Annotated in this window: 26 protein-coding genes and 1 pseudogene; 11 read left to right on the top strand and 16 right to left on the bottom strand. The window is 72.6% G+C overall.

Annotated features, from left to right (window positions below; all coding sequences use genetic code 11):
- Positions 1-285: 285 nt before the first annotated feature.
- Positions 286-2,778: a DEAD/DEAH box helicase gene (locus ACWDBB_RS33485; RefSeq protein ID WP_449793182.1), complete on the top strand. Its 2,493-nt coding sequence runs from the start codon at positions 286-288 to the stop codon at positions 2,776-2,778.
- 152 nt (positions 2,779-2,930) lie between these two features.
- Here the strand turns inward: ACWDBB_RS33485 and ACWDBB_RS33480 are convergent, their stop codons facing one another.
- The gene (locus tag ACWDBB_RS33480; RefSeq protein ID WP_449793171.1) at positions 2,931-3,791 is read right to left on the bottom strand and encodes a hypothetical protein; all 861 of its coding nucleotides are present in this window, start codon (positions 3,789-3,791) and stop codon (positions 2,931-2,933) included.
- A gap of 396 nt (positions 3,792-4,187) precedes the next feature.
- Between ACWDBB_RS33480 and bioB the strand changes: the two genes are divergently transcribed.
- The 4 genes from bioB (at position 4,188) to ACWDBB_RS33460 (ending at position 8,048) form a co-directional block, all read left to right on the top strand.
- Positions 4,188-5,450 carry a biotin synthase BioB gene (gene bioB, locus ACWDBB_RS33475; protein WP_449793170.1) on the top strand — a complete coding sequence of 421 codons (1,263 nt, stop codon included), beginning with the start codon at positions 4,188-4,190 and terminating at the stop codon, positions 5,448-5,450.
- 27 nt (positions 5,451-5,477) lie between these two features.
- The gene (locus ACWDBB_RS33470; protein WP_449793169.1) at positions 5,478-6,794 is read left to right on the top strand and encodes an adenosylmethionine--8-amino-7-oxononanoate transaminase; all 1,317 of its coding nucleotides are present in this window, start codon (positions 5,478-5,480) and stop codon (positions 6,792-6,794) included.
- Positions 6,791-7,525 carry a dethiobiotin synthase gene (bioD, locus tag ACWDBB_RS33465; protein WP_449793168.1) on the top strand — a complete coding sequence of 245 codons (735 nt, stop codon included), beginning with the start codon at positions 6,791-6,793 and terminating at the stop codon, positions 7,523-7,525. Before ACWDBB_RS33470 ends, bioD begins: the two co-directional genes overlap by 4 nt.
- A 76-nt stretch (positions 7,526-7,601) precedes the next feature.
- The gene (locus ACWDBB_RS33460; protein ID WP_449793167.1) at positions 7,602-8,048 is read left to right on the top strand and encodes a hypothetical protein; all 447 of its coding nucleotides are present in this window, start codon (positions 7,602-7,604) and stop codon (positions 8,046-8,048) included.
- Positions 8,049-8,270: 222 nt separating this feature from the next.
- Here the strand turns inward: ACWDBB_RS33460 and ACWDBB_RS33455 are convergent, their stop codons facing one another.
- On the bottom strand, positions 8,271-8,498 hold the full coding sequence (locus ACWDBB_RS33455; protein ID WP_449793166.1) for a hypothetical protein: 228 nt from the start codon (positions 8,496-8,498) through the stop codon (positions 8,271-8,273).
- 8 nt (positions 8,499-8,506) lie between these two features.
- Complete coding sequence (locus ACWDBB_RS33450; RefSeq protein ID WP_449793165.1) at positions 8,507-8,731, bottom strand: hypothetical protein; 225 nt, start codon at positions 8,729-8,731, stop codon at positions 8,507-8,509.
- A gap of 204 nt (positions 8,732-8,935) precedes the next feature.
- Here ACWDBB_RS33450 and ACWDBB_RS33445 point away from each other — a divergent pair, with 204 nt between their 5' ends.
- Complete coding sequence (locus tag ACWDBB_RS33445; protein ID WP_449793164.1) at positions 8,936-9,982, top strand: helix-turn-helix domain-containing protein; 1,047 nt, start codon at positions 8,936-8,938, stop codon at positions 9,980-9,982.
- Positions 9,983-10,060: 78 nt separating this feature from the next.
- Here ACWDBB_RS33445 and ACWDBB_RS33440 read toward each other — a convergent pair whose 3' ends face one another.
- The 7 genes from ACWDBB_RS33440 to ACWDBB_RS33410 form a co-directional block, all read right to left on the bottom strand.
- A complete protein-coding gene (locus ACWDBB_RS33440) occupies positions 10,061-10,708 on the bottom strand; it encodes a hypothetical protein (protein WP_449793163.1) in 648 nt (215 codons plus the stop codon).
- Between the two features lie 62 nt (positions 10,709-10,770).
- Positions 10,771-11,208 (bottom strand): hypothetical protein, encoded by a 438-nt coding sequence (locus tag ACWDBB_RS33435; protein ID WP_449793162.1) that lies wholly within the window; start codon positions 11,206-11,208, stop codon positions 10,771-10,773.
- A 19-nt stretch (positions 11,209-11,227) separates the two neighbouring features.
- Positions 11,228-12,136 (bottom strand): helix-turn-helix transcriptional regulator, encoded by a 909-nt coding sequence (locus ACWDBB_RS33430; protein WP_449793161.1) that lies wholly within the window; start codon positions 12,134-12,136, stop codon positions 11,228-11,230.
- Positions 12,137-12,403: 267 nt separating this feature from the next.
- Positions 12,404-12,802, bottom strand: coding sequence for a hypothetical protein (locus ACWDBB_RS33425; protein WP_449793160.1), 399 nt, complete (start codon positions 12,800-12,802; stop codon positions 12,404-12,406).
- 184 nt (positions 12,803-12,986) lie between these two features.
- Complete coding sequence (locus ACWDBB_RS33420; protein WP_449793159.1) at positions 12,987-13,547, bottom strand: GNAT family N-acetyltransferase; 561 nt, start codon at positions 13,545-13,547, stop codon at positions 12,987-12,989.
- A 91-nt stretch (positions 13,548-13,638) separates the two neighbouring features.
- Positions 13,639-14,277: a DUF6461 domain-containing protein gene (locus ACWDBB_RS33415; protein ID WP_449793158.1), complete on the bottom strand. Its 639-nt coding sequence runs from the start codon at positions 14,275-14,277 to the stop codon at positions 13,639-13,641.
- A gap of 78 nt (positions 14,278-14,355) precedes the next feature.
- On the bottom strand, positions 14,356-14,976 hold the full coding sequence (locus tag ACWDBB_RS33410; protein ID WP_392913332.1) for a helix-turn-helix domain-containing protein: 621 nt from the start codon (positions 14,974-14,976) through the stop codon (positions 14,356-14,358).
- A gap of 111 nt (positions 14,977-15,087) precedes the next feature.
- On the opposite strand from ACWDBB_RS33410, the gene ACWDBB_RS33405 reads away from it, so the two are divergent.
- Positions 15,088-16,524, top strand: a complete 1,437-nt coding sequence (locus tag ACWDBB_RS33405; protein WP_449793157.1) for an aminopeptidase P family protein — start codon at positions 15,088-15,090, stop codon at positions 16,522-16,524.
- 94 nt (positions 16,525-16,618) lie between these two features.
- Here the strand turns inward: ACWDBB_RS33405 and ACWDBB_RS33400 are convergent, their stop codons facing one another.
- From ACWDBB_RS33400 to paaK, 3 genes are all read right to left on the bottom strand, one after another.
- Positions 16,619-17,056, bottom strand: a complete 438-nt coding sequence (locus ACWDBB_RS33400) for a GNAT family N-acetyltransferase (RefSeq protein ID WP_449793156.1) — start codon at positions 17,054-17,056, stop codon at positions 16,619-16,621.
- Between the two features lie 215 nt (positions 17,057-17,271).
- Positions 17,272-17,943, bottom strand: a complete 672-nt coding sequence (locus ACWDBB_RS33395) for a class I SAM-dependent methyltransferase (RefSeq protein ID WP_449793155.1) — start codon at positions 17,941-17,943, stop codon at positions 17,272-17,274.
- A gap of 141 nt (positions 17,944-18,084) precedes the next feature.
- A complete protein-coding gene (gene paaK, locus ACWDBB_RS33390; RefSeq protein ID WP_449793154.1) occupies positions 18,085-19,434 on the bottom strand; it encodes a phenylacetate--CoA ligase PaaK in 1,350 nt (449 codons plus the stop codon).
- 358 nt (positions 19,435-19,792) lie between these two features.
- On the opposite strand from paaK, the gene ACWDBB_RS33385 reads away from it, so the two are divergent.
- The 3 genes from ACWDBB_RS33385 (at position 19,793) to ACWDBB_RS33375 (ending at position 23,193) form a co-directional block, all read left to right on the top strand.
- Positions 19,793-21,337, top strand: coding sequence for a hypothetical protein (locus ACWDBB_RS33385; protein WP_449793153.1), 1,545 nt, complete (start codon positions 19,793-19,795; stop codon positions 21,335-21,337).
- Positions 21,338-21,377: 40 nt separating this feature from the next.
- Positions 21,378-21,782, top strand: coding sequence for a hypothetical protein (locus tag ACWDBB_RS33380; protein WP_449793152.1), 405 nt, complete (start codon positions 21,378-21,380; stop codon positions 21,780-21,782).
- A 247-nt stretch (positions 21,783-22,029) separates the two neighbouring features.
- A complete protein-coding gene (locus ACWDBB_RS33375) occupies positions 22,030-23,193 on the top strand; it encodes an ROK family transcriptional regulator (protein ID WP_449793151.1) in 1,164 nt (387 codons plus the stop codon).
- Positions 23,194-23,420: 227 nt separating this feature from the next.
- Here ACWDBB_RS33375 and ACWDBB_RS33370 read toward each other — a convergent pair whose 3' ends face one another.
- Positions 23,421-24,194 carry a GntR family transcriptional regulator gene (locus ACWDBB_RS33370; protein ID WP_449793150.1) on the bottom strand — a complete coding sequence of 258 codons (774 nt, stop codon included), beginning with the start codon at positions 24,192-24,194 and terminating at the stop codon, positions 23,421-23,423.
- Positions 24,195-24,550: 356 nt separating this feature from the next.
- Between ACWDBB_RS33370 and ACWDBB_RS33365 the strand changes: the two genes are divergently transcribed.
- Positions 24,551-25,360 carry an exodeoxyribonuclease III gene (locus ACWDBB_RS33365; protein ID WP_449793149.1) on the top strand — a complete coding sequence of 270 codons (810 nt, stop codon included), beginning with the start codon at positions 24,551-24,553 and terminating at the stop codon, positions 25,358-25,360.
- Between the two features lie 191 nt (positions 25,361-25,551).
- Here ACWDBB_RS33365 and ACWDBB_RS33360 read toward each other — a convergent pair whose 3' ends face one another.
- The gene (locus ACWDBB_RS33360; protein ID WP_449793181.1) at positions 25,552-26,787 is read right to left on the bottom strand and encodes a cytochrome P450; all 1,236 of its coding nucleotides are present in this window, start codon (positions 26,785-26,787) and stop codon (positions 25,552-25,554) included.
- Positions 26,788-26,800: 13 nt separating this feature from the next.
- Positions 26,801-26,884 (bottom strand): annotated as a pseudogene (locus tag ACWDBB_RS33355) (transposase); the annotation flags it as partial.

The raw sequence follows: 26,884 nt of genomic DNA, 5'->3' as shown, positions 1-26,884 counted from the left end.
GTCTGCCGGTCGCCGAAGGTGGTGGCCGTCGTGCCGGTGAGGTAGCGGACGCAGCCGTCGATGCCGACGGCGATGCCCGGTGCCGGCCGCCCGCCCGCACCGGTCCGCCCCGGCTGCCGTCCGCCTGGAGCCAGTAGGTGTGGAGGGCGCCGGCCCGGACGACGAAGACCCGCGGCCGGGCGGACGGGTGCCCGCCACACTCCGGCGGCCCGCTCCCCTCGGCTCCGGGCTTTGCCCGGGGTGGCGGCGAGCAGGCAAGATAGCCGGGTGACCCTCCTTGATCTGATGCCGAAGCCCGCCACCCCCGACGCGCTGTACGAGACGTTCGCAGCCTGGGCGGAGGAGCGGGGGATCACGCTCTACCCGGCGCAGGAGGAGGCGCTGATCGAGCTGGTGTCGGGGAACAACGTGATCCTCGCGACGCCGACCGGGTCGGGCAAGAGCCTGGTGGCGGCGGGGGCGCACTTCGCCGCGCTGGCGGAGGGGCAGCGGACCTTCTACACCGCCCCGATCAAGGCGCTGGTCTCGGAGAAGTTCTTCGACCTGGTGAAGATGTTCGGCACCGAGCAGGTCGGCATGATGACCGGCGACGCGAGCGTGAACCCGACCGCGCCGATCATCTGCTGCACCGCCGAGGTGCTCGCCCAGATCGCGCTGCGCGACGGCACCCGGGCCGACATCGGCCAGGTGGTCATGGACGAGTTCCACTTCTACGCCGAGCCGGACCGCGGCTGGGCCTGGCAGATCCCACTGCTGGAGCTTCCGCAGGCGCAGTTCCTGCTGATGTCCGCGACGCTCGGCGACGTCCGCCGCTTCGAGGAGGACCTGACCCGCCGCACCGGCCGGCCGACCACGGTGGTGCGCAACGCGACCCGCCCGGTGCCGCTGTTCTACGAGTACCGCCGCACCTCGATGCACGACACCCTGGAGGAGCTGCTGCAGACCGGCCAGGCGCCGGTCTACGTCGTGCACTTCACCCAGAAGGAGGCGGTGGAGCGGGCCCAGTCGCTGATGAGCATCAACATGTGCTCGAAGGCGGAGAAGGAGGCCATCGCCGAGCTGATCGGCAACTTCCGCTTCACCACCAAGTTCGGCCGCAACCTGTCCCGTTTCGTGCGCCACGGCATCGGCGTGCACCACGCGGGCATGCTGCCGAAGTACCGCCGGCTGGTCGAACGCCTCGCCCAGGCGGGCCTGTTGAAGGTCATCTGCGGCACCGACACCCTCGGCGTCGGCGTCAATGTGCCGATCCGCACGGTGCTGTTCACGGCGCTGTCGAAGTACGACGGGCAGCGGGTGCGCATCCTGCGCGCCCGTGAGTTCCACCAGATCGCCGGCCGGGCCGGCCGGGCCGGCTTCGACACCGTCGGCCAGGTCGTCGCCCAGGCGCCGGAGCACGTGATCGAGAACGACAAGGCGATCGCCAAGGCCGGGGACGACCCGAAGAAGAAGCGCAAGGTGGTGCGGAAGAAGGCGCCGGAGGGCTTCGTCGGCTGGACCGAGGAGACCTTCGACAAGCTGATCGCCGCCGACCCGGAGCCGCTGGTCTCCCGGTTCAAGGTGAGCCACGCGATGCTGCTGTCGGTGATCGGCCGCCCGGGCAACGCCTTCGAGGCGATGCGCAAGCTGCTGACCGACAACCACGAGGACAAGGCCGCGCAGCGCCGGCACATCCGCACCGCGATCGCCATCTACCGCTCGCTGCTGGAGGGCGGCGTGGTGGAGCGGCTGCCGGAGCCGGACGCCGAGGGCCGGATCGTCCGGCTCACCCTGGACCTCCAGGAGAACTTCGCGCTCAACCAGCCGCTGTCCACCTTCGCGCTGGCCGCCTTCGAGCTGCTCGACCCGACCTCCCCCTCGTACGCGATGGACGTCGTCTCGGTCGTCGAGGCGACCCTCGACGACCCGCGCCAGATCCTCGCCTCGCAGCAGAACAAGGCGCGCGGCGAGGCCGTCGGCGAGATGAAGCGGGACGGCATCGAGTACGAGGAGCGGATGGAGCGGCTCCAGGAGATCACCTACCCGAAGCCGCTGGAGGAGCTGCTCACCCACGCCTACGAGGTGTACCGCCGGGCGCACCCGTGGATCGGCGACCACCAACTGCAGCCGAAGTCGGTGGTCCGCGACCTGTACGAGCGGGCGATGACCTTCTCGGACTACGTCGGCTTCTACGAGCTGGCCCGCACCGAGGGCATCGTGCTGCGCTACCTCGCCGGCGCGTTCAAGGCGCTGGAGCAGACCGTCCCCGAGGACGTGAAGACCGACGACCTCAAGGACGTCATCGCCTGGCTCGGCGAGCTGGTCCGCCAGGTCGACTCCAGCCTGCTGGACGAGTGGGAGCAGCTGGCCAACCCGACCGAGCCGCAGGCCGCCGAGGTGCGGCTGGACGACAAGCCGGCGCCGGTCACCGCCAACGCCCGCGCCTTCCGCGTCCTGGTGCGCAACGAGATGTTCCGCCGGGTCGAGCTGTGCGCACTGGAGCACTACGAGGAGCTCGCCGAGCTGGACGGCGAGTACGGCTGGGACGCGGACCGCTGGGCGGACGCCATGGACGGGTACTGGGAGGAGTACGACGACCTGGGCACCGGCCCGAACGCGCGCGGCCCGAAGATGCTGATCATCGAGGAGGAGGACTCCGCCTGGCGGGTCCGGCAGATCTTCGACGACCCGGAGGGCGACCACGACTGGGGCATCAGCGCCGAGGTCGACCTGTACGGCTCGGACGAGGAGGGCCGGGCGGTGGTCCGGGTGACCTCGGTGGACCGGCTCGGCGGCTGAGCACCGGCCGACGGACCGTCGGAGCCCCCCGGAGTCCTCTCGGCTCCGGGGGGCTCCGTCATGGTCCGTCCGGGCGTCACCTCGGTCGTCCGGGCGTCACACCGGTCATCCGGGCGTCACACCGGTCGGCCATTTCGTCGGCCGGCCGGCCGTCACATCCAGGCGAACGGCGAGCCCGCCGCGTAGGAGAGCGCGCGGGTGGCCTCGTCCAGGTTCTGTTCAGTGCTCGGCGCCGTGCCGGTGGTCGTCGGGAGCGGCGCGGCCGGCGCCCCGGTGCCGCTCGGGGCGGCGCTCGCCGGGCGGCCGTCGCCGGACCGCGAGCTGGTGACCGTCACGTAGTGCCCGACCGCCTCGATCCGCGGCTCGCCGCCCGGCTTGGCGCCGGGGGGCGGGGTGGGGGCGGTGGAGGCGTCGGCGAGGATGAAGGCGACCGCGCCGGGCTTGGCCCGCAGGGCTTCGGCGGCCCGGGCGGCGGAGGGCTGGTCGGGGAAGCGCAGCAGGGTGACGCTGCTGAGCACGGGGTGGTCCTGGCCGGTGAAGCTGACGGCCAGGTAGCCCTGGCAGCCGGTGTCCTTCAGCGGGTCCTGGGTGCGGTCCTGGAGCACCTCGCCGCAGTTCTCGCCCTGCCGGACGCCGTTGCGCCGCGCCTTGAAGGCGCCGACCTCGACGGGCCGCTGGGCGGGGAAGAGGGTGTCGACGTTGAGGGCCTCGGAGTCGGTGCGCGGCGGCGGGGCGCCCACCACCCGCGGTGTCGCGGCCGCGTCCTTGGTGGACGGGCCGAGCCCGGGTATGTAGTCGCCGGGCATCGGGCGGGTGATGATCCATCCCCCGGCCGCGACCACCCCGACCACGACGATCCAGCCGGCCGCCCGACGGGCCGTCATCCGACGGCCCCGCCCGCGGTCCGTTCCCCCCTCGGCGTCGGCGGCCCCGGCGGCCCCGCCGACCCGCTGCTCTACCCGGCCGTCCCGGCCCTCTCCCGGAGTCGGGGTGCGCTCCCCCTGCGTGGTCATGGCGCAGATTCTAAGCATCCCCGGGGTGGCGTGGATCACGGGGGCGGGGGTTGTGGATCATCGTCCACCGGAGCCGTCCGCGGCCCGGCCGCCAGCGGTCACCACCCCGCCCGCTACCCAGGTCACCCCCCGTCCGCCACCCCGGCCGCGGCCTGGCCGCCACCCCGGTCACCTCCGTCCGCCACCCCGGCCGCGGCCTGGCCGTCACCCCGGTCACCGCCCGTCCGCCACCCGTTGACTACTCGCCGGTAACTGCTGGCCCGGCACCTCGTCAAGCCGATGACCAGCAACGGAGCCCGTGACCTTCGACACTGTGGCAATCGGCACATCCTCACACCGATCTTCTGGCAGGTTTGCTCTGGCGCCGCTCGATCGCCACCAGGCAGGATCGGCCCCATGGATCTTCTCGATAGCCTCACCGCCAAGGGCCTGCGCGGCGAAGTCCCGACCCGCGAGGAGGCCCTGGCCGTCCTCGCCACCACCGACGACGAGCTGCTCGACGTCGTCGCCGCGGCCGGCAAGGTGCGCCGCCGCTGGTTCGGCCGCCGGGTCAAGCTCAACTACCTGGTGAATCTGAAGAGCGGGCTGTGCCCCGAGGACTGCTCGTACTGCTCGCAGCGGCTCGGGTCCAAGGCCGAGATCCTCAAGTACACCTGGCTCAAGCCGGACCAGGCCGCCGAGGCCGCCCGCGCCGGAGTGGCCGGCGGCGCCAAGCGGGTCTGCCTGGTCGCCAGCGGCCGCGGCCCGACGGACCGCGACATCGACCGGGTCACCGACACCATGGCCGCCATCAAGGACGCCGACCCCGCGGTCGAGATCTGCGTCTGCCTCGGCCTGCTCTCCGACAACCAGGCGGAGCGGCTCAAGGCGGCCGGCGCCGACGCCTACAACCACAACCTCAACACCTCCGAGGGCACCTACGGCGACATCGCCACCACCCACACCTACGCGGACCGGGTGGACACCGTGCAGAAGGCGCACGGCGCGGGCCTGTCCGCCTGCTCCGGTCTGATCGCCGGCATGGGCGAGAGCGACGAGGACCTGGTCGACGTGGTGTTCGCACTGCGCGAGCTCGGCTCGGACTCCGTCCCGGTCAACTTCCTGATCCCCTTCGAGGGGACCCCGCTGGCCAAGGAGTGGAACCTCACCCCGCAGCGCTGCCTGCGCATCCTGGCGATGGTCCGCTTCGTCAACCCGGACACCGAGGTGCGGATCGCGGGCGGGCGCGAGGTGCACCTGCGCTCGATGCAGCCGCTCGGCCTGCACATCGCCAACTCCATCTTCCTCGGCGACTACCTGACCAGCGAGGGCCAGGCCGGGCAGGCCGACCTCGACATGATCAGGGACGCCGGCTTCGAGGTCGAGGGCGCCGGCGAGGCCACCCTGCCGCGCCACCGCGCGGACGTCGCCGAGGCCGCCCAGGCCGCCGGCGGCTGCGGCACCGCGGCCTCGGCCTGCGGCAGCGGCGGTGGCGGCTGCGGGCCGTGCGGCGGGCACGCCCACGGCGCCGACGCCCCCGCCCCGGAGGCCGTCACCGTACCCGACAGCGGGAACAGCGCCGGGAACGGCACCGAGAACGGCACCGAGAACGGGCTCCGCAGCGAGCTCGTGAAGGTCCGCCGCCGCGGCGCCGGCACCGAACTCGCGCCCAACGCCTGACAGTTCCGACCCTCCGGAGAAAGCACCATGCTCCAGCCGTCCACGGCCGCGTCCGCGTCCGACCTGCTCGCCCTCGACCGCGCCCACGTGTGGCACCCGTACGGGCCGATGCCCGGCACCGTCACCCCGTACGTGGTCGAGTCCGCCTCGGGGGTGCGGCTGCGCCTGGCCGAACCGGTCGCGGGCGGGCGGCGCGAGCTGGTCGACGGGATGTCGTCCTGGTGGGCGGCGATCCACGGCTACCGGCACCCGGTGCTGGACGAGGCGGTGCGCGATCAGCTGGGGCGGATGAGCCATGTGATGTTCGGCGGGCTCACCCACGAGCCCGCCGTCCGGCTGGCCGCCCGGCTGGTGGAGATCACCCCGGAGCCGCTGCGGCACGTCTTCCTCGCCGACTCGGGCTCGGTGGCCGTCGAGGTCGCGATGAAGATGTGCCTCCAGTACTGGCAGTCCACCGGGCGGCCGGCCAAGCGCCGGCTGCTCACCTGGCGCGGCGGCTACCACGGGGACACCTTCCACCCGATGTCGGTGTGCGACCCGGACGGCGGGATGCACCACCTGTGGGGCGGGGTGCTGCCCGGCCAGCTGTTCGCCCCGGAGCCGCCGGCCGGGTTCGACGCCCCGCTCGACCCGGCGTACGCGCAGCACTTCGAGGAGTTGATGGCCCGGCACGCCGACGAGCTGGCCGCCGTCATCGTCGAGCCGGTGGTCCAGGGCGCGGGCGGGATGCGCTTCCACTCGCCGGCCTACCTGCGGATGCTGCGCGAACTGTGCGACCGCTACGGGGTGCTGCTGGTCTTCGACGAGATCGCCACCGGCTTCGGGCGCAGCGGCGCGCTGTTCGCGGCCGACCACGCGGGCGTCTCGCCGGACGTGATGTGCCTGGGCAAGGCACTGACCGGCGGCTACCTGACGCTGGCCGCGGCGCTGTGCACCGCCGAGGTCGCGGACGGGATCAGCCGCGGCGAGGTGCCGGTGCTCGCGCACGGGCCGACGTTCATGGGCAACCCGCTGGCCTGCGCGGTCGCCAACGCCTCGTTGGACCTGCTGCTCGGGCAGGACTGGTCAGTGGAGGTGAAGCGGATCGGCACGGGGCTGGCCGAGGGCCTCGCGGCGGCCGCGGACGTCCCCGGCGTGCGTGACGTACGGGTACGGGGGGCCATCGGCGTCGTGCAGTTGGACCACCCGGTGGACGTTCCGGCGGCGACCGAGGCGGCGGCGCGGGAGGGCGTGTGGCTGCGGCCGTTCCGGGACCTGATCTACACCATGCCCCCCTATGTGACGCAGGACGAGGACGTGGCGCGGATCGCCGCCGCCGTGACCGCCGCGGCGGTGGCCGGATGAGCGCGCGCATCCTGTTCGTGACGGGGACGAACACCGACGTCGGCAAGACCGTCGCGACCGCGGCCGTCGCCTCGGCGGCGCTGCGGGCGGGCCTGAGGGTCGCGGTGCTGAAGCCCGGGCAGACCGGCGTCTCACCGGACGAACCGGGCGACGCCGCCGAAGTGCGGCGCCTGGCAGGCGATCTGACGATTCGTGAGCTGATCCGCTACCCCGAGCCGCTGGCGCCCGACACCGCCGCCCGGCGGGCCGGGATGGCCTTTCTCTCCCCTGCGGACGTGGTGTCGGAGGTCGCCGATCTGGCTTCCACACACGATCTGGTCCTTGTGGAAGGCGCCGGCGGACTGCTGGTCCGCTACGACGACGAGGGCCGCACGCTCGCCGACCAGGCCAGGGCCGTGCTCGACGCCGGACTTCCTGCCGAGATCCTGCTGATCGCCTCGGCCGGGCTCGGCACGCTCAACATCGTCTCCCTCACCGCGGAGGCGCTGGCGGCCCGCCGCCTGCCGCTCGCGGGTGTGCTCATCGGCTCCTGGCCGGCCGAGCCGGGCCTCGCCGAGCGCTGCAACCTGGCGGACCTGCCCCGCTGCGCCGGCGCCCCGCTGCTCGGCGCACTTCCGGAACGGGCGGGCGGCACAGCGGATTTCGCCGCCCTCGCCCACGCCTCGCTGGCCCCTGAGCTGGGCGGCGGCTGGGACGCGGAGCACTTCGCCCACGTCCACCGGCCCGATTAGGCCCCGCTTCGCTCGAAGGGGTGATCCCGGCTTCCGGGCCTGTCGGAAGCCGGGAGGGCTCAATACCGTTCCTTCCATGACAGAAGGGCTCACCGCAGACGAGGCCCTGCGGGCCTTGGCCGCCCTCGAGGCGGCGTGGAAGGACGACGACGAGGCGCTGTTCGCCCTGGCAGCGGGCGGCACCGGCGAACGGCCGCTACCGGCGCTGGTCGCCGCGTACGGCGAGCATGCGATGGACACCCTGATGGCGCTCGCCTTCGGGCTGCGCGCCACCATGAGCGACGAGGAGATCGCCGAGATCTCCGATGCCGTCAGCTCCAACATCGGCGCCAGGATGAGCGCCCTGCTGACCCAGACGCTGAAGGCCTGGGGCACCCTGGCGCCCGCAGACGACCTTTCGGTGACGAAGATCATCGCCCACACGGTGATCGACGCGATGCGGGCCGTCACCGAGGACCCCAGCAAGACCGAAGTGCTGCCCCTGCTGGCCACCTTCCGCAGCTACGCCCTCAATGGAGTCTGAGGGCGGAGGTGTTCGGTGTGGGCTTCGGGTCTCCTCGAAGCCCACACCGCTATGACCGCACGCTCAGCCACCCCGCCACGAGCACGAACGCGCCCGTCGAGGCGGCGAGGAAGACGAGAACGAACACCAGTGCGCTCGCGGAGGGGGAAACGCACTCGGGAATCATCAGGAGGACCGATGCCGCGAGCGCGAGACTCCCGACTGTGATGACGCCGGCTCCGGCTACGGCCGCATACCTCTGCGGAGGACGACGACCAGCCGCTCGATGACGTCCGGCCGGGCGGCCCCGAGGTCGATCAGGACGACGCCGGTGGCCCTGGCCGACTGCCAGTCGATCCCGAGGGACGGGAGTTTCACGTCGGCGGCGTTCAGGACGACCCGGAGGTCGTCGAGGACGTCGGCCGCGACGCGACGGTCCTCCGCCGTGATCTTGTCGATCATGCTGCTCATCGGGCATCTCACTGTTCGGTGTCGGTGATCCAGCGCGCTTCGGTGCCCCACTCGACGCCGCCGCCCAGGGGGCGTAGGTAGGCGCGACCGTGCTGCCACCCCATGAAGGCGGCCCAGCGGCCGGAGCGGACGTCGAAGACCCGCTCGCCGAGGACCGAGGGCCGGTAGGGGCTGGTCGGCGGCGCCACCCGCCGCGCGGGCGGCGCCGCCGGGGTCATGGCGTCGGCGCTCATCCGCGCCTCGGGGATGGAGTCGCCGCACTTCGGGCAGCGACACGGCGGAAAGTCCCGCCGCAGGATGAGGCTTTCGCCACATTGACTATTCGTCATATCCACTGACTTAGTTCCTCTCTGCTGCTACCCCCTCACCAAGAGTGGCCAATTGCAGCTAGCATCGGAAGAGCTTCACTTTGACAACGGGCACTGTGGAAACGGGCGATGACCATGCCTCAGCGCAAAGTAGATCCAACTTCATCTCCGAACGCGGCCATCGGCGTTCAGCTCCGACGGTTCCGCATGGCGAGGGGGCTCACCCAGGTCGAGCTCGGGCGGCGGACCAACTACAGCGACTCGCTCATCTCCATGATCGAGAACGGCGACCGTCCCGCGCCGCTGAACCTCGTGCGGCGGTGCGACAAGGAGCTCGACACCTGTGAGGCGCTTGAGCTTCTTTACTGGACTGCCAAGAGCAGCACCTTGATCGGCGGATTCCTCGCCTTCGTCGAGCACGAGCGCAAGGCCACCGCCTTCAAGATCTACGAGCTGAACGTCATCCCCGGGCTGCTCCAGACGAGGGCCTACGCCTCCGCGATCGCCACCGGAGAGGCCCGGAGAGGCGAGATCTCGCAGGAGAATGTCAGCGAACGCGTCAATGTCCGCATGGCGCGGCAAGCGGTGCTCTACCAGGAACCCGCTCCCTCGATCCACATCGTCATGGAAGAGAGCTGCCTGCGGCCCGTCGGTGGCCCTTTCGTCATGGCCGAGCAGCTTCGACGGCTGGAGAGCGTGGCCAGCCTCCCGCACGTCATGCTGCAGATCGCGCCGTCCAGCCTCGGAGAGAACCTCCCGTCACTGCTGCCGTTCACGCTACTCACCTCCCCGAGCGGGGCGTGGATGGCCTACCTCGAAACCAAACAACGGGGCTACGTGGAGCGAGAAAACGAGGAGAACATCCGCTCCCTCGGAAAGACTTACGATTGGCTCCAGAGCCAAGCCCTCTCATGTGCGGACTCGCTGGCTCTCATTCGCACACGCCTCAAGGAGTTGCACGCCATGTTCCCCATCGCGGCCGCCAAGCCCAGCTCCTGGCTGAAGTCCTCGTACAGCAGCGGCGGTGGCAACTGCATCGAGGTCGCGCCCGGCGTCCCCGGTGTCCTCCCCGTCCGCGACAGCAAGGACCCCGACGGCCCGCAGCTCGCCTTCGGCCTCGACGCCTGGCAGTCCTTCATCACCGGCGTCAAGTCCGGCGAGTTCGGGGCTGCTTGATCCCTTCGCCCCGGCCCGGACACACGGGTGCGCGGGAAGTCGGACCGGCCGATTTCCCGCGCGCTTCCGCTCCGCTCGTTACGCGGTCCCGCAGAACGGCAGCGAGGCGGTGGGCTCGGCGATGTCGTCGTCCCACACATACCCGGCGCTGTTGGCCCACTGGACGCCGTTGCGGCCGGGACGCTCGATGACCAGGTCCAGGCGCTTGCCGTTGTTGTCGAGGACTTGGCAGATGCCGGCCACGTCGTCGCCGGCCCAGGCGGTGCCGACGGCCGGGGTGCTCAGACCCGGCCCCGAGTAGATCGCGGTGTTGCGGACCGGGGTGAGCCGCCGGCCGTAGTTCGAGCAGCTCGGGAAGCCGCCGGTGGCTTCCGCGATGTCGTCGTCCCAGAGGTAGCCGGCGGTGTTGGCCCACTGGACGCCGTTGCGGCCCGGGCGTTCGATGCCCAGGATCAGGCGCTTGCCGTTGTTGTCGGTGACCTGGCAGATGCCGGCCACGTTGTCACCCGCCCAGGCCGTGCCGATCCGCGGGGTGCTCAGCCCCGGGCCGAAGTAGATCCCGGTGTCGCGCACCGGGGTGACCTGCGAACCGATGCCCAGGATGCCGACCGGCCCCTGCTGCACCGCCGAGGCGGGCACCGCCCCGGCGGTGGCGCCGGCCAGAGCGGCGGCCGCCGCGAGGCAGACCGCTCCGAATGCGGTCGCCGCCTTACTCGTCCTTGTCACGTTCTTGCTCCTCCGCTCGTCCGAGGCTGCGCCACGACCATGGCGCGCCGTGTCACGTGGTGTCAGCAGTGCGGCAGGATCACGGTGTCGTGGGCGTAGCCGTACGCGTCCAGGTAGGTGTCGCTGACCCAGACGTTGCGGTGTCCGGTGTCGTCGTCGGTCAGCAGCCAGATGTTGCTGGTCCGGCCCGTTTCGCCGGCGTAGTACGTCTGTCCGGTGGTCCAGCAGTAGAAGTAGTTCACCCCGGCGTTCAGGGTGCCCGCGTGGCTGGAGTCCGCGGCGTCCGGTGTCCAGTGCGTCCACTGCGTGAGGATCGTGGTCAGGTTCTGCTTCGCGAACGCGGGGGCGGGTGCCGACGAGGACGCGGTGGTGGAGCTCTTCGCCGCGGGGCCGGCCGGCGCCGCCGCGCCGACCCCCGCCGTCGCGGTGAGCAGGAGCGCGACGGCGCCCGCCGTGGTGGCCACCCGCTTCACCGCGGAGGCGATCAGACTGCGTGACACAGGGATTCTCCCGTTCGCTTCATGGTGAGGGCGTCCGGCCGGTGGGGCCGGCGCCAGGACAATCCTCGGGAGGACGGCGGCCGCGGCGTTGGACATCCTTGCCCGGTCCCGCGATGGGCGTGGTGCGCGACAGCACGGACCGCACGACGCTGGGGAGTTCGCCGGCGTACTGCCGGAACACGCGTGTCAGGTGGGCCTGGTCGGCGAAGCCGTACTGCGCGGCCAGCTCCCGCAGCGGCCGGCCGCCGACGATCTCCTCCGCCACCGCGCGCACCCTCAGCTGGTTGCGATAGCTGGTGAGGGTACGGCCGGTGACCGACCGGAAGACCCTGCTGAGGTGGAACGGCGAGCAGCCGGCCGCGCGACTGACCTCCTCCAGTCCCAGGGTCGGCGGCCCGTCGATCAGTGCGGCGCAGGCCTGGTGGGCGATCCTGCGGTGGGCCAGGGCGGTGGCGGCCCGCCGTCCGCCACCGGTGGACGGGCGGCCGCCGGTCAGCCTGGCCATCAGGCCGTGGGCGCGCTCCGCCACCTCGAACGGGTCCGCCCCCGCGCGACAGGCGGCGACCAGGCTCCGGTGGGCCAGGTCGAGGCCGGGATCCACCGGCAGGCTGCGCGGCCCGGACCCGCCCGGGCACTCCCCGTGGACGTCCTGGTGGAACTCCAGCACCGTGCTCAGCTCGGGAGCGTCCGTCAGATGGGCGACGGCCGCGTCGTCCCCGCGGCGCAGCAGGAAGCCCGTCGTGGGGTCGACGAAGTCCTCGCGGCCGCCGGTGCGGAGCACGAAGCCGCCCGAGCGGATCAGCGAGAGGACGAGCACCGCGTCGTCGGGCGCCCCGGTCACCACCGGTCTGAACGACCGGTGGTCCTCGAAGCAGGCGAGTTCGGTGATCCGCAGGCCCGACTGACAGGCCAGGCGGGACCGTCTCACCGGTTCCTCGGCCAGGCCTTGCCGCCCCTGGTGCACCGCCCCGTGGTCTCGCACCATCCCCGCGTCCCCTGCGTCCGAACGTGTCGATCGGATCCGCAGTCTGGCGGCGGCGGGGCGTGCGGCGCCCGGCGCAGCGGGGCTATTGGCGTAGACCAATCTCAGAATGACGCAAACATGTCATCTTTCCGTCTCCGGGGTGAGCCGCCCGCAGGTCGGTCCTCGGCGAGCCCCAGCAGCCTTCGGCGCCCCTCGGCGAACCAGCGAACCTCAGCGACCCTGCGCGACCTGGAAGCGGCCGGAGCGCCAGTGCAGGCGCGCCGGGCCGCCGGTGGGCCAGTCGTGGTCCAGGTGGCGGCGGCCGCGGCCGAGCCCGCCCAGCTCACACGGTCGCAGAGTGCCCGCCGTCAGGCCGGTGACCTCACCGTCGGTCACCGGCATGATCGTCACGTACTGGGCGTCGTCGCCGCCCATCCAGTCGACGACCTCGGTGTAGATCCAGACGAACCGCTGCGAACACTCCCGGCAACGCCGGAGGTTGACGGCGAAGCGCGAGCCGTCCACCACTTCCGCCTCGTGCTCGAACCCGTCCCGCTGACGCCCCCACACCGCCCGCTCGTCCTCGCCGTAGCACTTCGCGCAGCCGAACTCCGCCAGCGGCCTTCCCATCGGTCGACTCCCTGTTCCGCGACGTCCCGTTGTCGCGGCCCATGATGCCCGCAGGGCCCCGTCGACCGGCCGGACGGCCAGCCGCCCGAGGAACAATTCACGGCCCGTTCCCGCTCCGTTCGCGCCCAAGCGGGAGACGTGCCCGCCGGGTTGACGACGCGTCCGGGAAACGGACCCGGGGGTGTCAGGACTCCGATGCCGGGCGGGGCGGCGGGCCCGCCCGCAGGAGCAGACCCGTACCGCCGTCGAACTCGATGCCCTGGAACGAGGCACCGGTCCTGACGTGGTCGAATCCGAGTTCCCGGTGCAGGTCGAGCGAGGCGGGGTTCCTGGCGGAGACGAAGCACCAGACGGCCGAGTCCCGCTGGTGGACCCAGTCCATCCGCCACCGGGTCAGCAGCCTCCCGATGCCGCGGCGGCGCCAGGCGGGATCCACCGTGACGCCGGTCAGGTAGTAGCCGGCCGGGGCCCGGTCCACGGGGTGCTCCGGCAGGAACGCCGCGTTGGCGTACCCGACAGCCTCGCCGGCCACCTTCGCGGTGACCACCAGGCTGCGTCCGGCGCGGCGCGCCCGATCGATGCGCTCCGCCCATGCGTCCGCCGAACCGCCGCGGGCCCGGGCCTGCAGCCCGGCCAGCACGGGCACGTCCGTCCCGGTCGCCTCCGCCACCACCGCGGACACCGGGGCAGGCCGCGCGGCCGGATGCGGCAGGTAGGCGGCGAACCGCGAATCCGTCCCCGCCATGCCGCCTCCCCCGCTCCCCGCTGCGTCTCCGGCCCGCCACGCTACGGCCGCTCGTGCCCTTTCCGGCACCCGGCCGGCGGCGCGCCTAGGATCAGTCGGTCTCCAGCAGCACCGCCGGAAGTGCGGCCTCCCGCACCAGGGCGCGCGGCAGGGTGAGCGCGAAGTGGCGGCCGAGCACCTCCAGGCAGGTGCGGTGGAGGTCACCGCTCTCGCGCTCGGGGTCCGGCAGCCCGGCGGCGGCCAGCTCCGCCGTCAGGGCGGCGGCCGTGGCCGGCTCTCCCCGGACGTCACCGGGGCCCCAGCTCGGGTCCAGGTGGAGGTTGAAGTAGCAGTGCTCCCGCCCGTCCCGGTAGCTGCTGAAGAACGGAGGCACCGGCTTGCCGTTCTCCTCCTCGAACTCCAGGTGGAAGACCTCGGCGCCGCCGCGTGACACCGACGGCGGGATCGTCAGCTCGCCCTGCCAGTAGCCGTACGCCACCGCGAAGGCGAGGTCGCCGCTGCGCCCGTGGTGCAGCGCGATGTCCTCGACGCCCCCGGCGAACTCGAGCTCGTACTCCTCGACCAGGTCCTCCGCGGTGAGTTCGTCGAGCGGTCGTGCGGTGCGCCCCGGAAGCTCCTCGGCGATCCGGGCCACCAGCTCCTCCGGCGTCAGGCCGCGGGCCAGCACGACGCTGTAGCCGCCGTAGGCGATCGACTCGGGTTCCGCCAGCCAGGTGAGTGCGTCCGTCATGGTGATCATCCTGCCCCACGGGTCGGACATGTTCGGTATTCCGAACGATCCGGCGGTGCGCCGAACCGCCGGGACCGCTCAGTGCCAGAGCCCCCAGGAGGCGGCCGGCCGGGCCGGTTCGGCGAGGTGGCCGTGCTGCTCGGCCCGGTACTGCAGCACCAGCACCGAGCGGACCCGCTCGCCGTCCAGCGCGGTGTAGGCGTGCGGGAGCGCGGCGTCGAAGCCGATGTAGTCGCCGGGGCCGAGCTCGATCTCCCGGCCGTCGACCCGCACGCCCAGCCGGCCGGCCTGGACGACGGTGTGCTCGGTGCCGGTGTGGCCGCCGGACTCCTGCGCGGCGCCGGCCCGCACCACCTGGTCGTACAGCTCGAACACCGCGTCCCCGGACTCGATCCGGCGCAGCGGGCGCAGGTCGACGCCCCGCCCGCTGAGCACCTCGGTCTCGGCCGCCCGCACCACCGTGACCTCGCCGCCCGGCCGGGCCTCGACCAGGTCGGAGATCGGCACGCCGAGCACCCGGGAGAGCCCGAGCACCGTCTCCAGCGTCGGGTTCCCGGCCCCGGACTCCAGCTGGGAGAGCGTCGCCTTGCCGACCCCGGCCTGCCGGGACAGCTCGGACAGGGACAGGCCACGCTGGGCCCGTACCCGCTTCAGATTGGCGGCGAGGACGCCCCGGACGGATTCCTCGGCGTCGTTCACTCTCGACCTCTTCTCACCAGGCACTGTTCGATATACCGTACGGGACGCACACCGACGGACGGGGCAGCGTAGCGAAACGCCTCACTTCCCACACCTCACCAGGAGACCGCAGTGACCGAGCCCGCCGAGACCATCAAGTACCGGAAGAACGGCCTGACCCGCGGCGTCACGGACGAACTCGCCGAGAGCATGACGCAGGGCTGGGCCGACACCGAGCGCACCGCCCTGGAGCCCGTCCCGCAGGCCGCGCACACCGCCCGCCGCCGCGCGGAGCTGTCCGCCGCCTTCCCCGGCGAGCTGCTGGTGGTCCCCTCCGGCAACCCGAAGGTCCGGGCCAACGACACCGACTACCCGTTCCGCCCCTCCTCCGACTACGCCTACCTGACCGGCGACCAGTCCGAGGACGGCGTCCTGGTGCTCACCCCCACCGGCGAGAACGGCCACGAGGCCGCGCTCTACCTGCGCGACCGCTCCCGCATCGACAACGGCGAGTTCTGGCTGGACAACCACGGCGAGCTGTGGGACGGCCGCCGCAACAGCCTGACCGAGAGCGAGCAGCTGTTCGGCCTGCCCTGCCGGGACGTGCGCACCGTCGGCGCCGACCTGCGCGCAGCCACCGGCCCGGTGCGGGTGCTGCGCCGCCACGACGCGGGCGTGGAGGCAGCCCTCGCGGACCGGGCGGACGCCCAGCGGGACGAGGAGTTCGAGGTCTTCCTGTCCGGACTGCGCCTGGTCAAGGACGAGTTCGAGATCGAGGAGCTGCGCTTCGTCTGCGCCGCCACCGCCCGCGGCTTCGAGGACGTGGTGCGCGTCCTCGGCACCGACACGGAGACCGCCGAGCGGCTGATCGAGGGGACCTTCTTCGTCCGCGCCCGGATCGAGGGCAACGACGTGGGCTACAGCACCATCGCCGCGGCCGGCCCGCACGCGACCACCCTGCACTGGGTGCGCAACAACGGCCACGCCCGCCCCGGGGACCTGCTGCTGCTCGACGCGGGCGTGGAGACCAACCACCTCTACACCGCCGACGTCACCCGCACCCTCCCGGTCAGCGGCCGGTTCACCGACCTCCAGCGCAAGGTCTACGACGCCGTGTACGCGGCCCAGGAGGCCGGCATCGCGGCCGTGCGGCCGGGCGGGCAGTTCCGCGACTTCCACCACGCCGCCCAGCGCGAACTCGCCGAACACCTCACCTCCTGGGGCCTGTTCGGCGACCTGAGCGCCGACAAGGTGTACGAGCTGGGCCTGCACCGCCGCTTCACCCTGGCCGGCACCGGCCACATGCTGGGCATCGACGTCCACGACTGCGCCCACTCCCGCACCGAGGAGCACGTCGACGGCCCGCTCAAGCCGGGCATGGTTCTCACCGTCGAGCCGGGCATCTACTTCCAGGAGAACGACCTGACGGTGCCGGAGGAGTACCGGGGCATCGGGGTGCGGATCGAGGACGACATCCTGGTCACCGAGGACGGCAACGAGAACCTCTCCGCCGGCCTCCCCCGCCGCTCCGACGAGGTCGAGGCCTGGCTGGCCCGCCTGCGCGGCTGACGGACGGCCTGCCGAGCGCGTCCGCTCCCGTCCTGACGGGGACGGGAGCGGACGCGCTCGGCAGGCGGACTCCTCAGGCGGACTTGGCAGGCGGTCAGGCCGGCAGCGGCTTGACCCAGCGGCTCCACTGCGGCTCGGGCGCGTAACCGGCCGCCTGCCAGGTGCGGTGGCCGAGGGCGTTGTCGTCCAGCACCATGGCGTCGGCACGCCGCCCGCCGAGCGCGGCGAAGCGCTCCTCGGCGGCCGCCAGCAGCGCGGCGCCGATGCCCCGGCGGCGGTGCTCCGGGTCGACGGCGAGGCGGTAGAGGTGGCAGCGCCAGCCGTCCCAGCCGGCGATCACCGTGCCGAGGACGGTCGCCGGGTCGCCGGCCGGGGTGGCGACGATCAGGCAGTCCGGATCCCGGGCGAGCAGCGCGGCCACCCCCGCCTCGTCGTCCGTGATGCTGGCGCCCCTGGCGGCCCGGGCCCAGAGGGCGAGCAGGGCGGGGATCTCGTCGGGGACGGCGGTACGCAGGGCGATCTGGTCGGTCATGCGCGCCTGTCTAGCAGCCGGTCCCGCCGCGCCGCCGGGAATTTCGCGGGCCGGACGGCCGTCGAGCGGCGTTGGGACGACCGGCCCGCGGTGTTCGGTCGGCCCGCGGTGTTCGGTCGGCCTGCGGTGTTCGGTCGGCCTGCGGTGTTCGGCCGGCCTGCGGTGTTCGGCCGCCCCGCGGCGCTCGGACGATCGCTCCTCGGCATGAGCGGCCGTCAGCCGAGGCGCCACACCGTGGTGGTCTTGACCGCGGTGTCCTCCAGGTCCGCGACCACCGGCACCTGGTACGCCGCCACCGCGGTGAACCGTTCCCGCGGCAGGTAGGCCCGGCCCGGGTCGCCGACGATCACGGTCGCGCCGCGCGCCGCGGCCCGCTCCAGGAAGGGCAGGAAGCGGGCGGCCATGGCCCGTTCGTAGAAGACGTCGCCCGCGAGCACCACCTCGGCGGGCCCGCCGTCGCCGTCCACCAGGTCCACCAGGGCGCCGTCCACGCGCACCCCGTTGGCCTCGGCGTTCAGCCCGATCGCGGCCACCGCGTAGGCGTCGATCTCGGCGGCCCGCACCTCCGTGGCCCCGCGCAGCGCGGCGGCCACCCCGACCAGCCCGGAGCCGGCCGCGACGTCCAACACCGTACGGCCGGCGACCAGTTCGGGGTGGTCAAGGACGTAGCGGGTCACCGCCACACCGCCCGCCCAGGCGAAGGCCCAGAACGGCGGCGGCAGTCCGGCTTCCCCGCGTGCCCGCTCGGTGGTCTCCCAGAGGGCGATGGCGTCCTCGGCCATGTGCAGGCGGATCTCGGGCACGAACGGGACGGGCTTCAGCTCGGTCTCCCGCCGGATGAAGGCGAGGTCCTCGGCGGGCTGAAGAGTGCGCAGCTCACTCGGCATGCCCCGCAGCATAGAGCCCGCGCGGGGATCGCTCTGCCACGCTGCCACGCTTCCGCCCGTCACCCCGCCATCCCGTCATCCCCATCGTCCGTCATCCCGGTCGTCCCGTCACCGCCGCCATCCCGTCAGCCGCGCACCGGATCAACCCCGTTCGTCCACCACCCGCTTGATCTTCCCGACCGAGCGCTCCAGCGTGTACGGGTCCACCACCTCGACCGCGACGGTGATCCCGACCCCGTCCTTCACCGCGCGGGCGATGCCGGCCCGCGCCGACTCCCGCCGCTCGGTGGAGGCCTCCGGCCGGGCCTCCACCCGGACGGTCATGCTGTCCATCCGCCCCTGCCGCCCGAGCCGCAGCTGGAAGTGCGGGGCGACACCCGGGGTGCGCAGCAGGATCTCCTCGATCTGGGTCGGGAAGACGTTCACCCCGCGCAGGATGATCATGTCGTCGCTGCGCCCGGTGACCTTCTCCATCCGCCGGAAGGCCGGCCGGGCGGTGCCGGGCAGCAGCCGGCTGAGGTCGCGGGTGCGGTAGCGGATGATCGGCAGGGCCTCCTTGGTGAGCGAGGTGAAGACCAGTTCACCGCCCTCCCCCTCGGGCAGCACCGCGTCGGCCCCCGGCTGATCGGCCAGCGGGTCGACGATCTCCGGGTAGAAGTGGTCCTCCCAGATGTGCAGCCCGTCCTTGGTCTCCACGCACTCCTGGGCGATGCCGGGGCCGACGACCTCGGAGAGGCCGTAGATGTCCACGGCGTGCAGGTCGAGCCGTTCCTCGATCTCGCGCCGCATCTCCTCCGTCCAGGGTTCGGCCCCGAAGATGCCGATCCGCAGCGAGGTGCTGCGCGGGTCGATGCCCTGCTTCTCGAACTCGTCCAGCAGGGTCAGCAGATAGGACGGGGTGACCATGATGATCTCAGGCTCGAAGTCCAGGATCAGCCGCACCTGGCGGGCCGTCATGCCGCCGGAGGCCGGGATGACGGTGCAGCCGGCCCGCTCGGCGCCGTAGTGGGCGCCCAGGCCACCGGTGAACAGCCCGTATCCGTAGGCGACGTGCACCTTGTGGCCGGGTCGGCCGCCGGCCGCGCGGATCGAGCGGGCGACCACGTCGGCCCACACGGAGAGGTCGTTGTCGGTGTAGCCGACCACGGTCGGTTGGCCGGTGGTGCCGCTGGAGGCGTGGATCCGGCGGACCTGCTCCATCGGGACGGCGAACATGCCGAAGGGGTAGCCCTCACGCAGGTCGGCCTTGGTGGTGAAGGGGAAGCGGGCGAGGTCGTCCAGGGTGCGGCAGTCCTCGGGGCGGACCCCGGCGGCGTCGAACTTGCGGCGGTAGAGCTCGACATTGTCGTACGCGTGCCGCAGGGTGGCCCGTAGCCGGGTGAGCTGGTGGGCGCGCAGTTCGTCCGGCGTCATCCGCTCGCCGGCGTCCAGGAGCTCGGGCGGGATCGGCTCCCCGAGGGGTCGGCGCGGGACGGGTGCGGTGCCGGTCATCGTCGCTCCTTCGCTGCTGCTCTGCCTGCGTCCTGTCGGGCTACGGCCGCGTCCCACCGGGCGCCGCCTGTGTCCTGCCGGGATCGGTCCGTGTTCCGTCCAAGCCACCCCAGGCTGCCTACCGATCGTTCGGTCAGGCCCGTTCGGGTCCATTGATCCAGTACCCGAACCACCTGTCAAGGGATCGCACAGAGCTTCCGGAATGTGCGGTTCCGACCACTTCGCGGTGACTTCAGCTCGTCAGCTTGGCTGTCCGATATGAAAATCATTACAGAAGCTTGACTTGCTACCGGCCTCCCGCGCCCCGCCCCCGTGGTTCAGTAGTGCGGTTTCTGCCCCGCACCCCGGAGTGATCACCGTGCCCACGACTCCCGCCCTGGTCAGCGCGCTGCGCGAACTCGGCGACCGACCCGCCGTCGTCGCCGACGGGCGCGCGATCAGCGGCATCGGCCTGCTGCTCGGCGTCTCCCCGCCGGGCGGCCTGCCCCGCGCCCTCGCCCGGCGCGTCGCCGAGCACGCGGCGCTGGCGCCCTCCGCCGCCCGGGCCGCCGAGCAGCGGCTGCGCTACTGGGCCGGCGTCCTCGGCGCGCCCCCGATCCGGCACACCGTGCTGCACCCCGTCACCGACCTCGCCGTCGAACTCGCCCTGGCCACCCTGCTGGCCGGCGGCACCGTCCACTGCGGCGACCCCGAGCAGCGGCCCGAACAGCAGCTCGAAGCCGTCGCCGCCGCCCGGGCCACCCACCTCAGCCTGCCCTCCGCCCTGCTCTGGCCGCTCAGCCGCCAGCCCGGCCTCGCCGCCCACGACCTCGGCGCGCTGCGCCTGGTCCTGCATGTGGGCCCCGAACCCCGCCAGGAGGACGTGTACGCCGCCGTCGACGCGCTCGGCGCCGTCCTCGCCCACGTCCGCGCCCCGGACAGCAACGCCGAGGCCGCCGACCGCCGGCTGCGCGCCGACGCCGAGAACGCCTCCGCCGCCGCCTGGAAGTACGGCATCGGCATCACCGCCGCCCAGGTCCGCGACTTCGGCGCCCAACTCGACCGGGCCGTGCTCGCCTCGCTGCTGCACACCCTCCAGCAGAGCGGCGCGCTGACCGACCCCGCGCGCGGCTACCCCGAGGCCGAGGTCCTGGCCGCGGCCATGGTCACCCCCGCCCAGCGCCCCCTGGTCACCCGCTGGCTGGACGCGCTCGCCCGGCACGGACTGCTCACCCGTCAGGACGGCGGAGCCCAGGGCCCGGTCTTCCGCGGCGGACCCGGACCGGCCGCCGCCGAGGTCCGGGAGACCTGGCGCCCGGCCGTCGAGACCTGGGCGGACGGGCTCGGCCCGGCCGCCGCCCTGGACCGGGTCCGCCGCGGCGCCCTGCGGCTGCCCCGGCTGATCACCGGCGCGGAGGCCCCCCGGCCGGCCGCCTCCCCGGTCCGCTGGGCCGCCGCCCGGGGCTTCCTCGGCGCCGCGCTCGGCGCGCTGGTGCGCGGCGCCGCCGACGCCCACCAGGGGCCCGGGCCGCTGCGCGTCCTCGAACTCGACGCCGAGGGCGGCGAACCCGCCGTCGCCCGTGCCCTCGCCGCCCGGCCCCGACCGAACACCGAGCACCACACCGCCCCCGACGGCGGCCGCTACGACGTCGTCATCGCGAGCGTGACCGGGCAGTCGGAGCGGGAGGTCCCCGAGCTGGTCCGACTGCTCTCCCCCGGCGGTCGGCTGCTGCTGCTCGCGCCCACCGCCGAACAGCTCGACCTGCTGATCACCGGCGACCCCCACGGCCTCACCGCCCGCCCGGCCGAGCACTGGCGGGCCGCGCTCACCACCGCGGGCTGCCCGACGGTGCTGACCCTGCCGGAGGAGGGGCACCCGATGGCGCTGCTGGGGCGGCGACTGTTCGCGGCGCGGGTGGACTGACGGGAGACGCCGAGGGCGGGGCTGGCTACGCTCAAGGGTCATGACCGCTTCCACGCGTCCGGCCCGACCCGCCCGCGGGTCCCTCGCCTCCCTCGGCTCCCTCGGATCGCTACTGTCGATCGACTCCCTCGGGTCCATCGGGTCCGTCCTGTCCATCGGGTCCATCGGGTCCATCCTCTCCGTCGGCTCGATCGGGTCCGTCCTCTCCATCGGCTCCATCGGATCGATCGGGTCCCTCGGCTCCATCGGGTCGATCGGGTCCCTCGGCTCGATCGGGTCCATCCTGTCCGTCGGCTCCATCGGCTCGATCAGGTCGGCCTGTTCCACCCTCAGTGCCCTGTCGGCCGGCTCCCGGCTCGGCCTCGGCTCGCTGCTGTCGGAACGTTCCCGCCGGTCGGCGGGGCCCCGGCGGCTCGCCTACCCGCCCACCGTGGCCGGGCGGTGAAGTCCGGATCACGCACCGCCACCCGATCCGTACCATTTCGATACCGAAGCCGGGATGAGCTGCGAAGATCCTCGCCGCCCCGGCCGGTCCCCGGGTAGGCTCCGCTTGTCCTCCGGCCCTCGCGCAGGCGGCCCCCTGCCGCCCTGCCGCGTTCTCCGGGGGGCGCAACCCCGCGGGCCATTCGGTGGGCACCGCGCACTCGACACCGCGCGCCAGGGCAGTCGCGCGAACGGCGAAGGGCATCGCATTGGCGGATCGGCTCACCGGAGGAGACTCCTCGCTGCTGCGGCGGATCAACGCGGCGGTCACGCTCCGGGCGCTGCGCAACGGCCACTCCGTGACCCTCACTCAGCTCGTCGGCGAGACCGGACTCTCCCGCCCGACGGTCGAGGGCGTGATCGAGGGCCTGGTCGAGACCGGACTGGTCGCCGAGGTCGACCAGCCCAGGGACGACGGCCAACCGGGCACCGGCCGCCGCGGTCGCCCGGCCCGCTGGTTCCGCTTCCGCGCCGAGGCCGGACACATCCTCGGCATCGAGATCGGCGTGCACGACATCCGGGTCATCCTGGCCGACCTCACCGGCGAGGTGGTGGGCAGTCACTTCAAGCCCGTGGACGAGAGCCTCGACGCCGAGGACCGGCTCGCCGCCGTCCGCACCGCCGTCGCCGAGGTGCTGCGCAAGGCCGGCATCTCCCGGGACAACCTGTGGTCGGTCGGCATCGGCACCCCCGGCATCGTGGACCGCGAGGGCACCGTCCGGCTGGGCACCGCGATGCCCGGCTGGACCGGGCTCGACCTCGGAGCCCGGCTGCGGCGCTCCTTCCGCTGCCCGGTCCTGATCGAGAACGACGCCAACCTGGCCGCCATCGCCGAGCACTGGCAGGGTTCGGCGGTCGGCGCCGACGACGTCGTGTTCGTGATGGCCGGCCTCAGCCCGGGCGCCGGCTCCCTCATCGGCGGCAAGCTGCACCGCGGTTTCGGCGGCGCGGCCGGCGAGATCGGCGCCCTGCACCTGCTCGGGCAGGACGTCACCCCCGAGCGCCTGCTCTCCACCACCGGAAAGCCACTCAACCCGCTGGACGAGGCCGCCGTGGCCCGGGTGCTGCGGCTGGCCCGGGAGGGCGACGAGGTCGCCAAGGTCGCCATGGACCGCTTCCTGACCCGCCTCGTGCAGGGCGTCGCCGCGCTCGTCCTGGCCATCGACCCGCAGCTGGTGGTGATCGGCGGCTGGGCGGCCGGCCTCGACGGCGTCCTGGACCCGCTGCGCGAACGCCTCGCCCAGCTGACCCTGCGCGCCCCGGAGGTCGCCCTGGCGGCCCTCGGCTCGGAGGTGGTGGCGATGGGCGCACTGCGCGTCGCCCTCGACCACGTCGAGGAGCAGCTCTTCGCGGTCGACCCGCCCCGGGCCTGACGCCCCGGCGGGGCGGCTCGTCACGCCGGTGGGGCGGCTGCCTCGTGGGCGGAGCGGCTCCTTGGTGGGCGGAGCGGCTCGTCAAAGGCTCACGGCCCCGCCCTTCCCCCTCCACACTGCCGGATCTTCCGATGCCATGCGAGCCACACGGGCCATGCGGGCCAACAGCAAAGGCCCGGACGCCAGTTGGCGTCCGGGCCCCTACCTGAGGGTGTTCGGAAAATGGTTCAGGAGGCGGTACGGACCTCGGCCGTCGCGCCGACCGGGGTGACCTCGACGAGTCCGGCCTCGCCGAAGGTCAGCTTGCAGGTGTCCGCCCGGTAGGTGGAGACGGCCAGCGCCACCAGCCGGCCGGCCGAGGCGTACTGGGTGGTCATCACCAGCACCGGCGCGCCGGGCGGGCGTTCCAGCAGCGCGGCCTGCTCGGCCTCGGCGACGCCCAGCTCCACCGAGCGGGACTCGCCGTCCACCTCCAGGCGCTCCAGCTGGCGCAGCACCGAACGGGCGCGGTCGCTCTCGGCGCGGAAGCCCGGCAGGTGCGGCAGGGCGGCGGCCGGAACGTGCAGTGCCTCGGTGGCCACCGCGCGACCCTCGACCAGGCGGACCCGGCGCACGGTGTGCACGGTGGCACCCTCGGCGATGCCGAGGGCCTTCGCCAGCTGGGCGGGGGCGGGGGCGGTGGTGCAGTCGATCGTGCGCCAGGACTGGCTGCGCGCGGCGCCGGGCCAGCCCTCGTCCTGCCGGCTGACCGGGACGCCGACCCGCGGGGCGGCGATCAGGGTGCCGATCCCCCGGCGGCGCACCAGGCGGCCCTCCAGCTCCAGCTGGTCGAGCGCCTGCCGCAGCGTGGCCCGGGCGACGCCGAAACGGGCCGAGAGCTCGCGTTCGTTGGGCAGGACCTGACCGGTGGAGAACTCCGAGTCGATGGCCCGCAGCAGCACCGTGCGCAGGTGCCAGTACTTCGGCTCCGGCACCGCAGAAAGCTGTCCTGTCGTCCCCACCGTGTCCTCCACCCTGATGCTGTCCGCCCTGCGGCAAGGAGGCCGGATCCCGGGCCCACTGTCCGCTGTCGCGGCAGGTGGGAGAGCGGGCCTTTATCCGTCCTTCTTTATTAAAGGTCCTTGCAGTAAGTGACCCTAGGCGTTCCGTCCGGAGATGGTCAAGACCAATGGCGCGGCTTGATGGGGCGGCCGCACATCTTCATGCCGCGTTCACGACAGCTCCTGGCAGCCGCTGTCACCATCCACGTCGGCACCCGGATCCGGGGCCGCGTCCGGGGCCGCGTCCGCGCCCGCCGGGGCCGTCGGCCCGCGCGTCACGATTCGGGTCGGCAACCACCAGTCGGTAGGCTGCCCGGGTGATCGTTGTGACGAGTGTGAACGTGAACGGAATCCGGGCAGCGGCCAAGAAGGGCTTCGTCGAGTGGCTGGCCGGCACCGAGGCGGATGTGGTGTGCCTCCAGGAGGTGCGCTCGGAACCCGCGCAGCTGCCCGTGGAGTTGCGCGACCTGGACGGCTGGCACGCGGTCTGGGCCCCCGCCGCCGCCAAGGGCAGGGCCGGCGTCGCCATCCTCTCCCGGCAGGAGCCGCAGCGCACGGTGATCGGATTCGGCTCCGAGGAGTTCGACAACTCGGGCCGGTACGTCGAGATCGACCTGCCGGGCCTGACCGTCGCCAGCCTCTACCTCCCCTCCGGCGAGGTCGGCACCGAGCGCCAGGACGAGAAGGAACGCTTCATGGCGGAGTTCCTCGTCCACCTCACCGCCCTGCGCACCCGCGCCGCCGCCGACGGCCGCGAGGTCGTCGTCTGCGGCGACTGGAACATCGCCCACCGCCCCGAGGACCTCAAGAACTGGAAGTCCAACCAGAAGTCCGCCGGCTTCCTCCCCGAAGAGCGCGCCTGGCTCTCCCGCGTCTACGACGAGGCCGGCTACGTCGACGTCGTCCGCGCCCTCCACCCCGACCGCACCGGCCCCTACTCCTGGTGGTCCTACCGCGGCCGCGCCTTCGACAACGACTCCGGCTGGAGAATTGACCTCCTGACGGCAAGTCAGAAGCTTGCGGCCACCTGCATCGAGGCCTACGTTGAGCGACCGGCCTCCCATGCCGAGCGGTGGAGCGACCACGCGCCGGTAACCGCCGTCTTCGATATCGACCAACTCCTCTAGCGCTTCGCGAAGTTCGAGCCATCGGCTTCGGCCACTGCGGTCGTCGCACAACCTGCACAGAGTGACGATCGCAGCTGCCATTGCCCTGCGCACGGACTGCACCGGCGACCAGCACGTCCTGAGTGAAAGTCAGCTGAACTACTGGAAACGACTCAGTTTGTAGAATCCGAAGCCGTCTGGCGGCAGGTCCATCACCGTTCTGCCGTGCCCCCCTCCGGTCGGCGCAAGGCCACTTTCGTGATCACTCGACGGGGGTGGAGGAGCATGGCCGGTCGAGCACACAGGGGATTGCGGTTGACAGGGATCAGGCGTGCGGTGCGGGTGATGGTGGCGAGGGCGACGGTTGCCTCAGCGAGTGCAAGGCGGTCGCCGACGCACTTGCGGGGGCCAGCGCCGAAGGGGATGTAGATGGTGCGGTCGGGTGCTTGGGGCCAGCGGTCGGGGTCGAAGCGTTCGGGGTCGGGGAAGTGGGCGTCCTCGCGGTGGATCGCGTAGGTGCTGAATCCGATGATGGTGCCGGCAGCCAGCGGCACACCGGCGAGTTCGGTGGTGTGCGTGGTGGTGCGCGTGAGGAACCAGCCCGAGGAGTGCAGCCGGAGGGCTTCGGTGATGACCTGGCCCAGGTAGGGCAGGTCATCGAGGTGCTCGTGGGCGGGAGCGCCGTCGGCGAGGACGCGGTCGACCTCGGTATGGACGCGGGCCTCCACATCGGGGTGGGCGGCGAGCAGGGCCAGGGCCCAGGTGAGGATGTAGGCGGTGCTCTCGACGCCGGCACCGTAGAAGGTGACGACCTGGTCGATGACTTCCTCGTCACTCAGTCCCCGCTCCGATCCCGGCTGGTCGGAAGACGATCCGCTGTCGATCAGGGCGTCCAGTAGGTCGTGCCGCTGTTCGCCGGAGCCTGTCCAGCACCGGCCACCCTTGTGGGTGCGGCGGGTGTCGATGACGTCGGCCAGAACGGCGCGCAGGCGGACGGCGGCGGCCTGGTGCCGGCGATTGGCGGGCAAGGGGAGCGCGGTGACCCAGTCGGGCGCGAACGCCCGGGGTAGGAAGCCTTTGATGAGTGCGTTCAGGTCGGTGGCGACGGCCGCTCGGACCGCTTCGGGCATGTCCGTGCCGAACAGGTTGGCGACGGTGGCCCGGGTGACGAGGTCCATCATCTGCGCGCCCAGGTCGATGACCGATCCGTCCCGCCAGCTTGCGAGCAGGGTGTCGGTGGCGTCGGTCACCCGCGCGGCGTAGGCGGGGAGCCTAGCGGGGTGGAAGGAGGGCTGGACCAGGGCCCTGAGTCGCTTGTGCTCCGCGTGGGGGCAGCTGGCCAGCCCGCTTCCGGTCACCTCGCGGGCGCGCTGCCACATCGGGCCGTGCTTGTCGAAAGTGCGGGGGTTGAGGAGCATATGCCGGACGAGGGCCGGGTCGTACACCATGACTAGTGCCGCATCAGGCAACGTTCGCCCTGGTGACGACTTCGCGTAGCCGCTGATCGGCGGCGTGCTTGTTCCGCCAGATGATGTAGCGGCGGAT

The sequence above is a fragment of the Kitasatospora sp. NPDC001095 genome (genome assembly GCF_053598615.1).
Note: the sequence above shows the minus strand (reverse complement) of the source record. Positions and strands in the feature narration are given on the sequence as shown.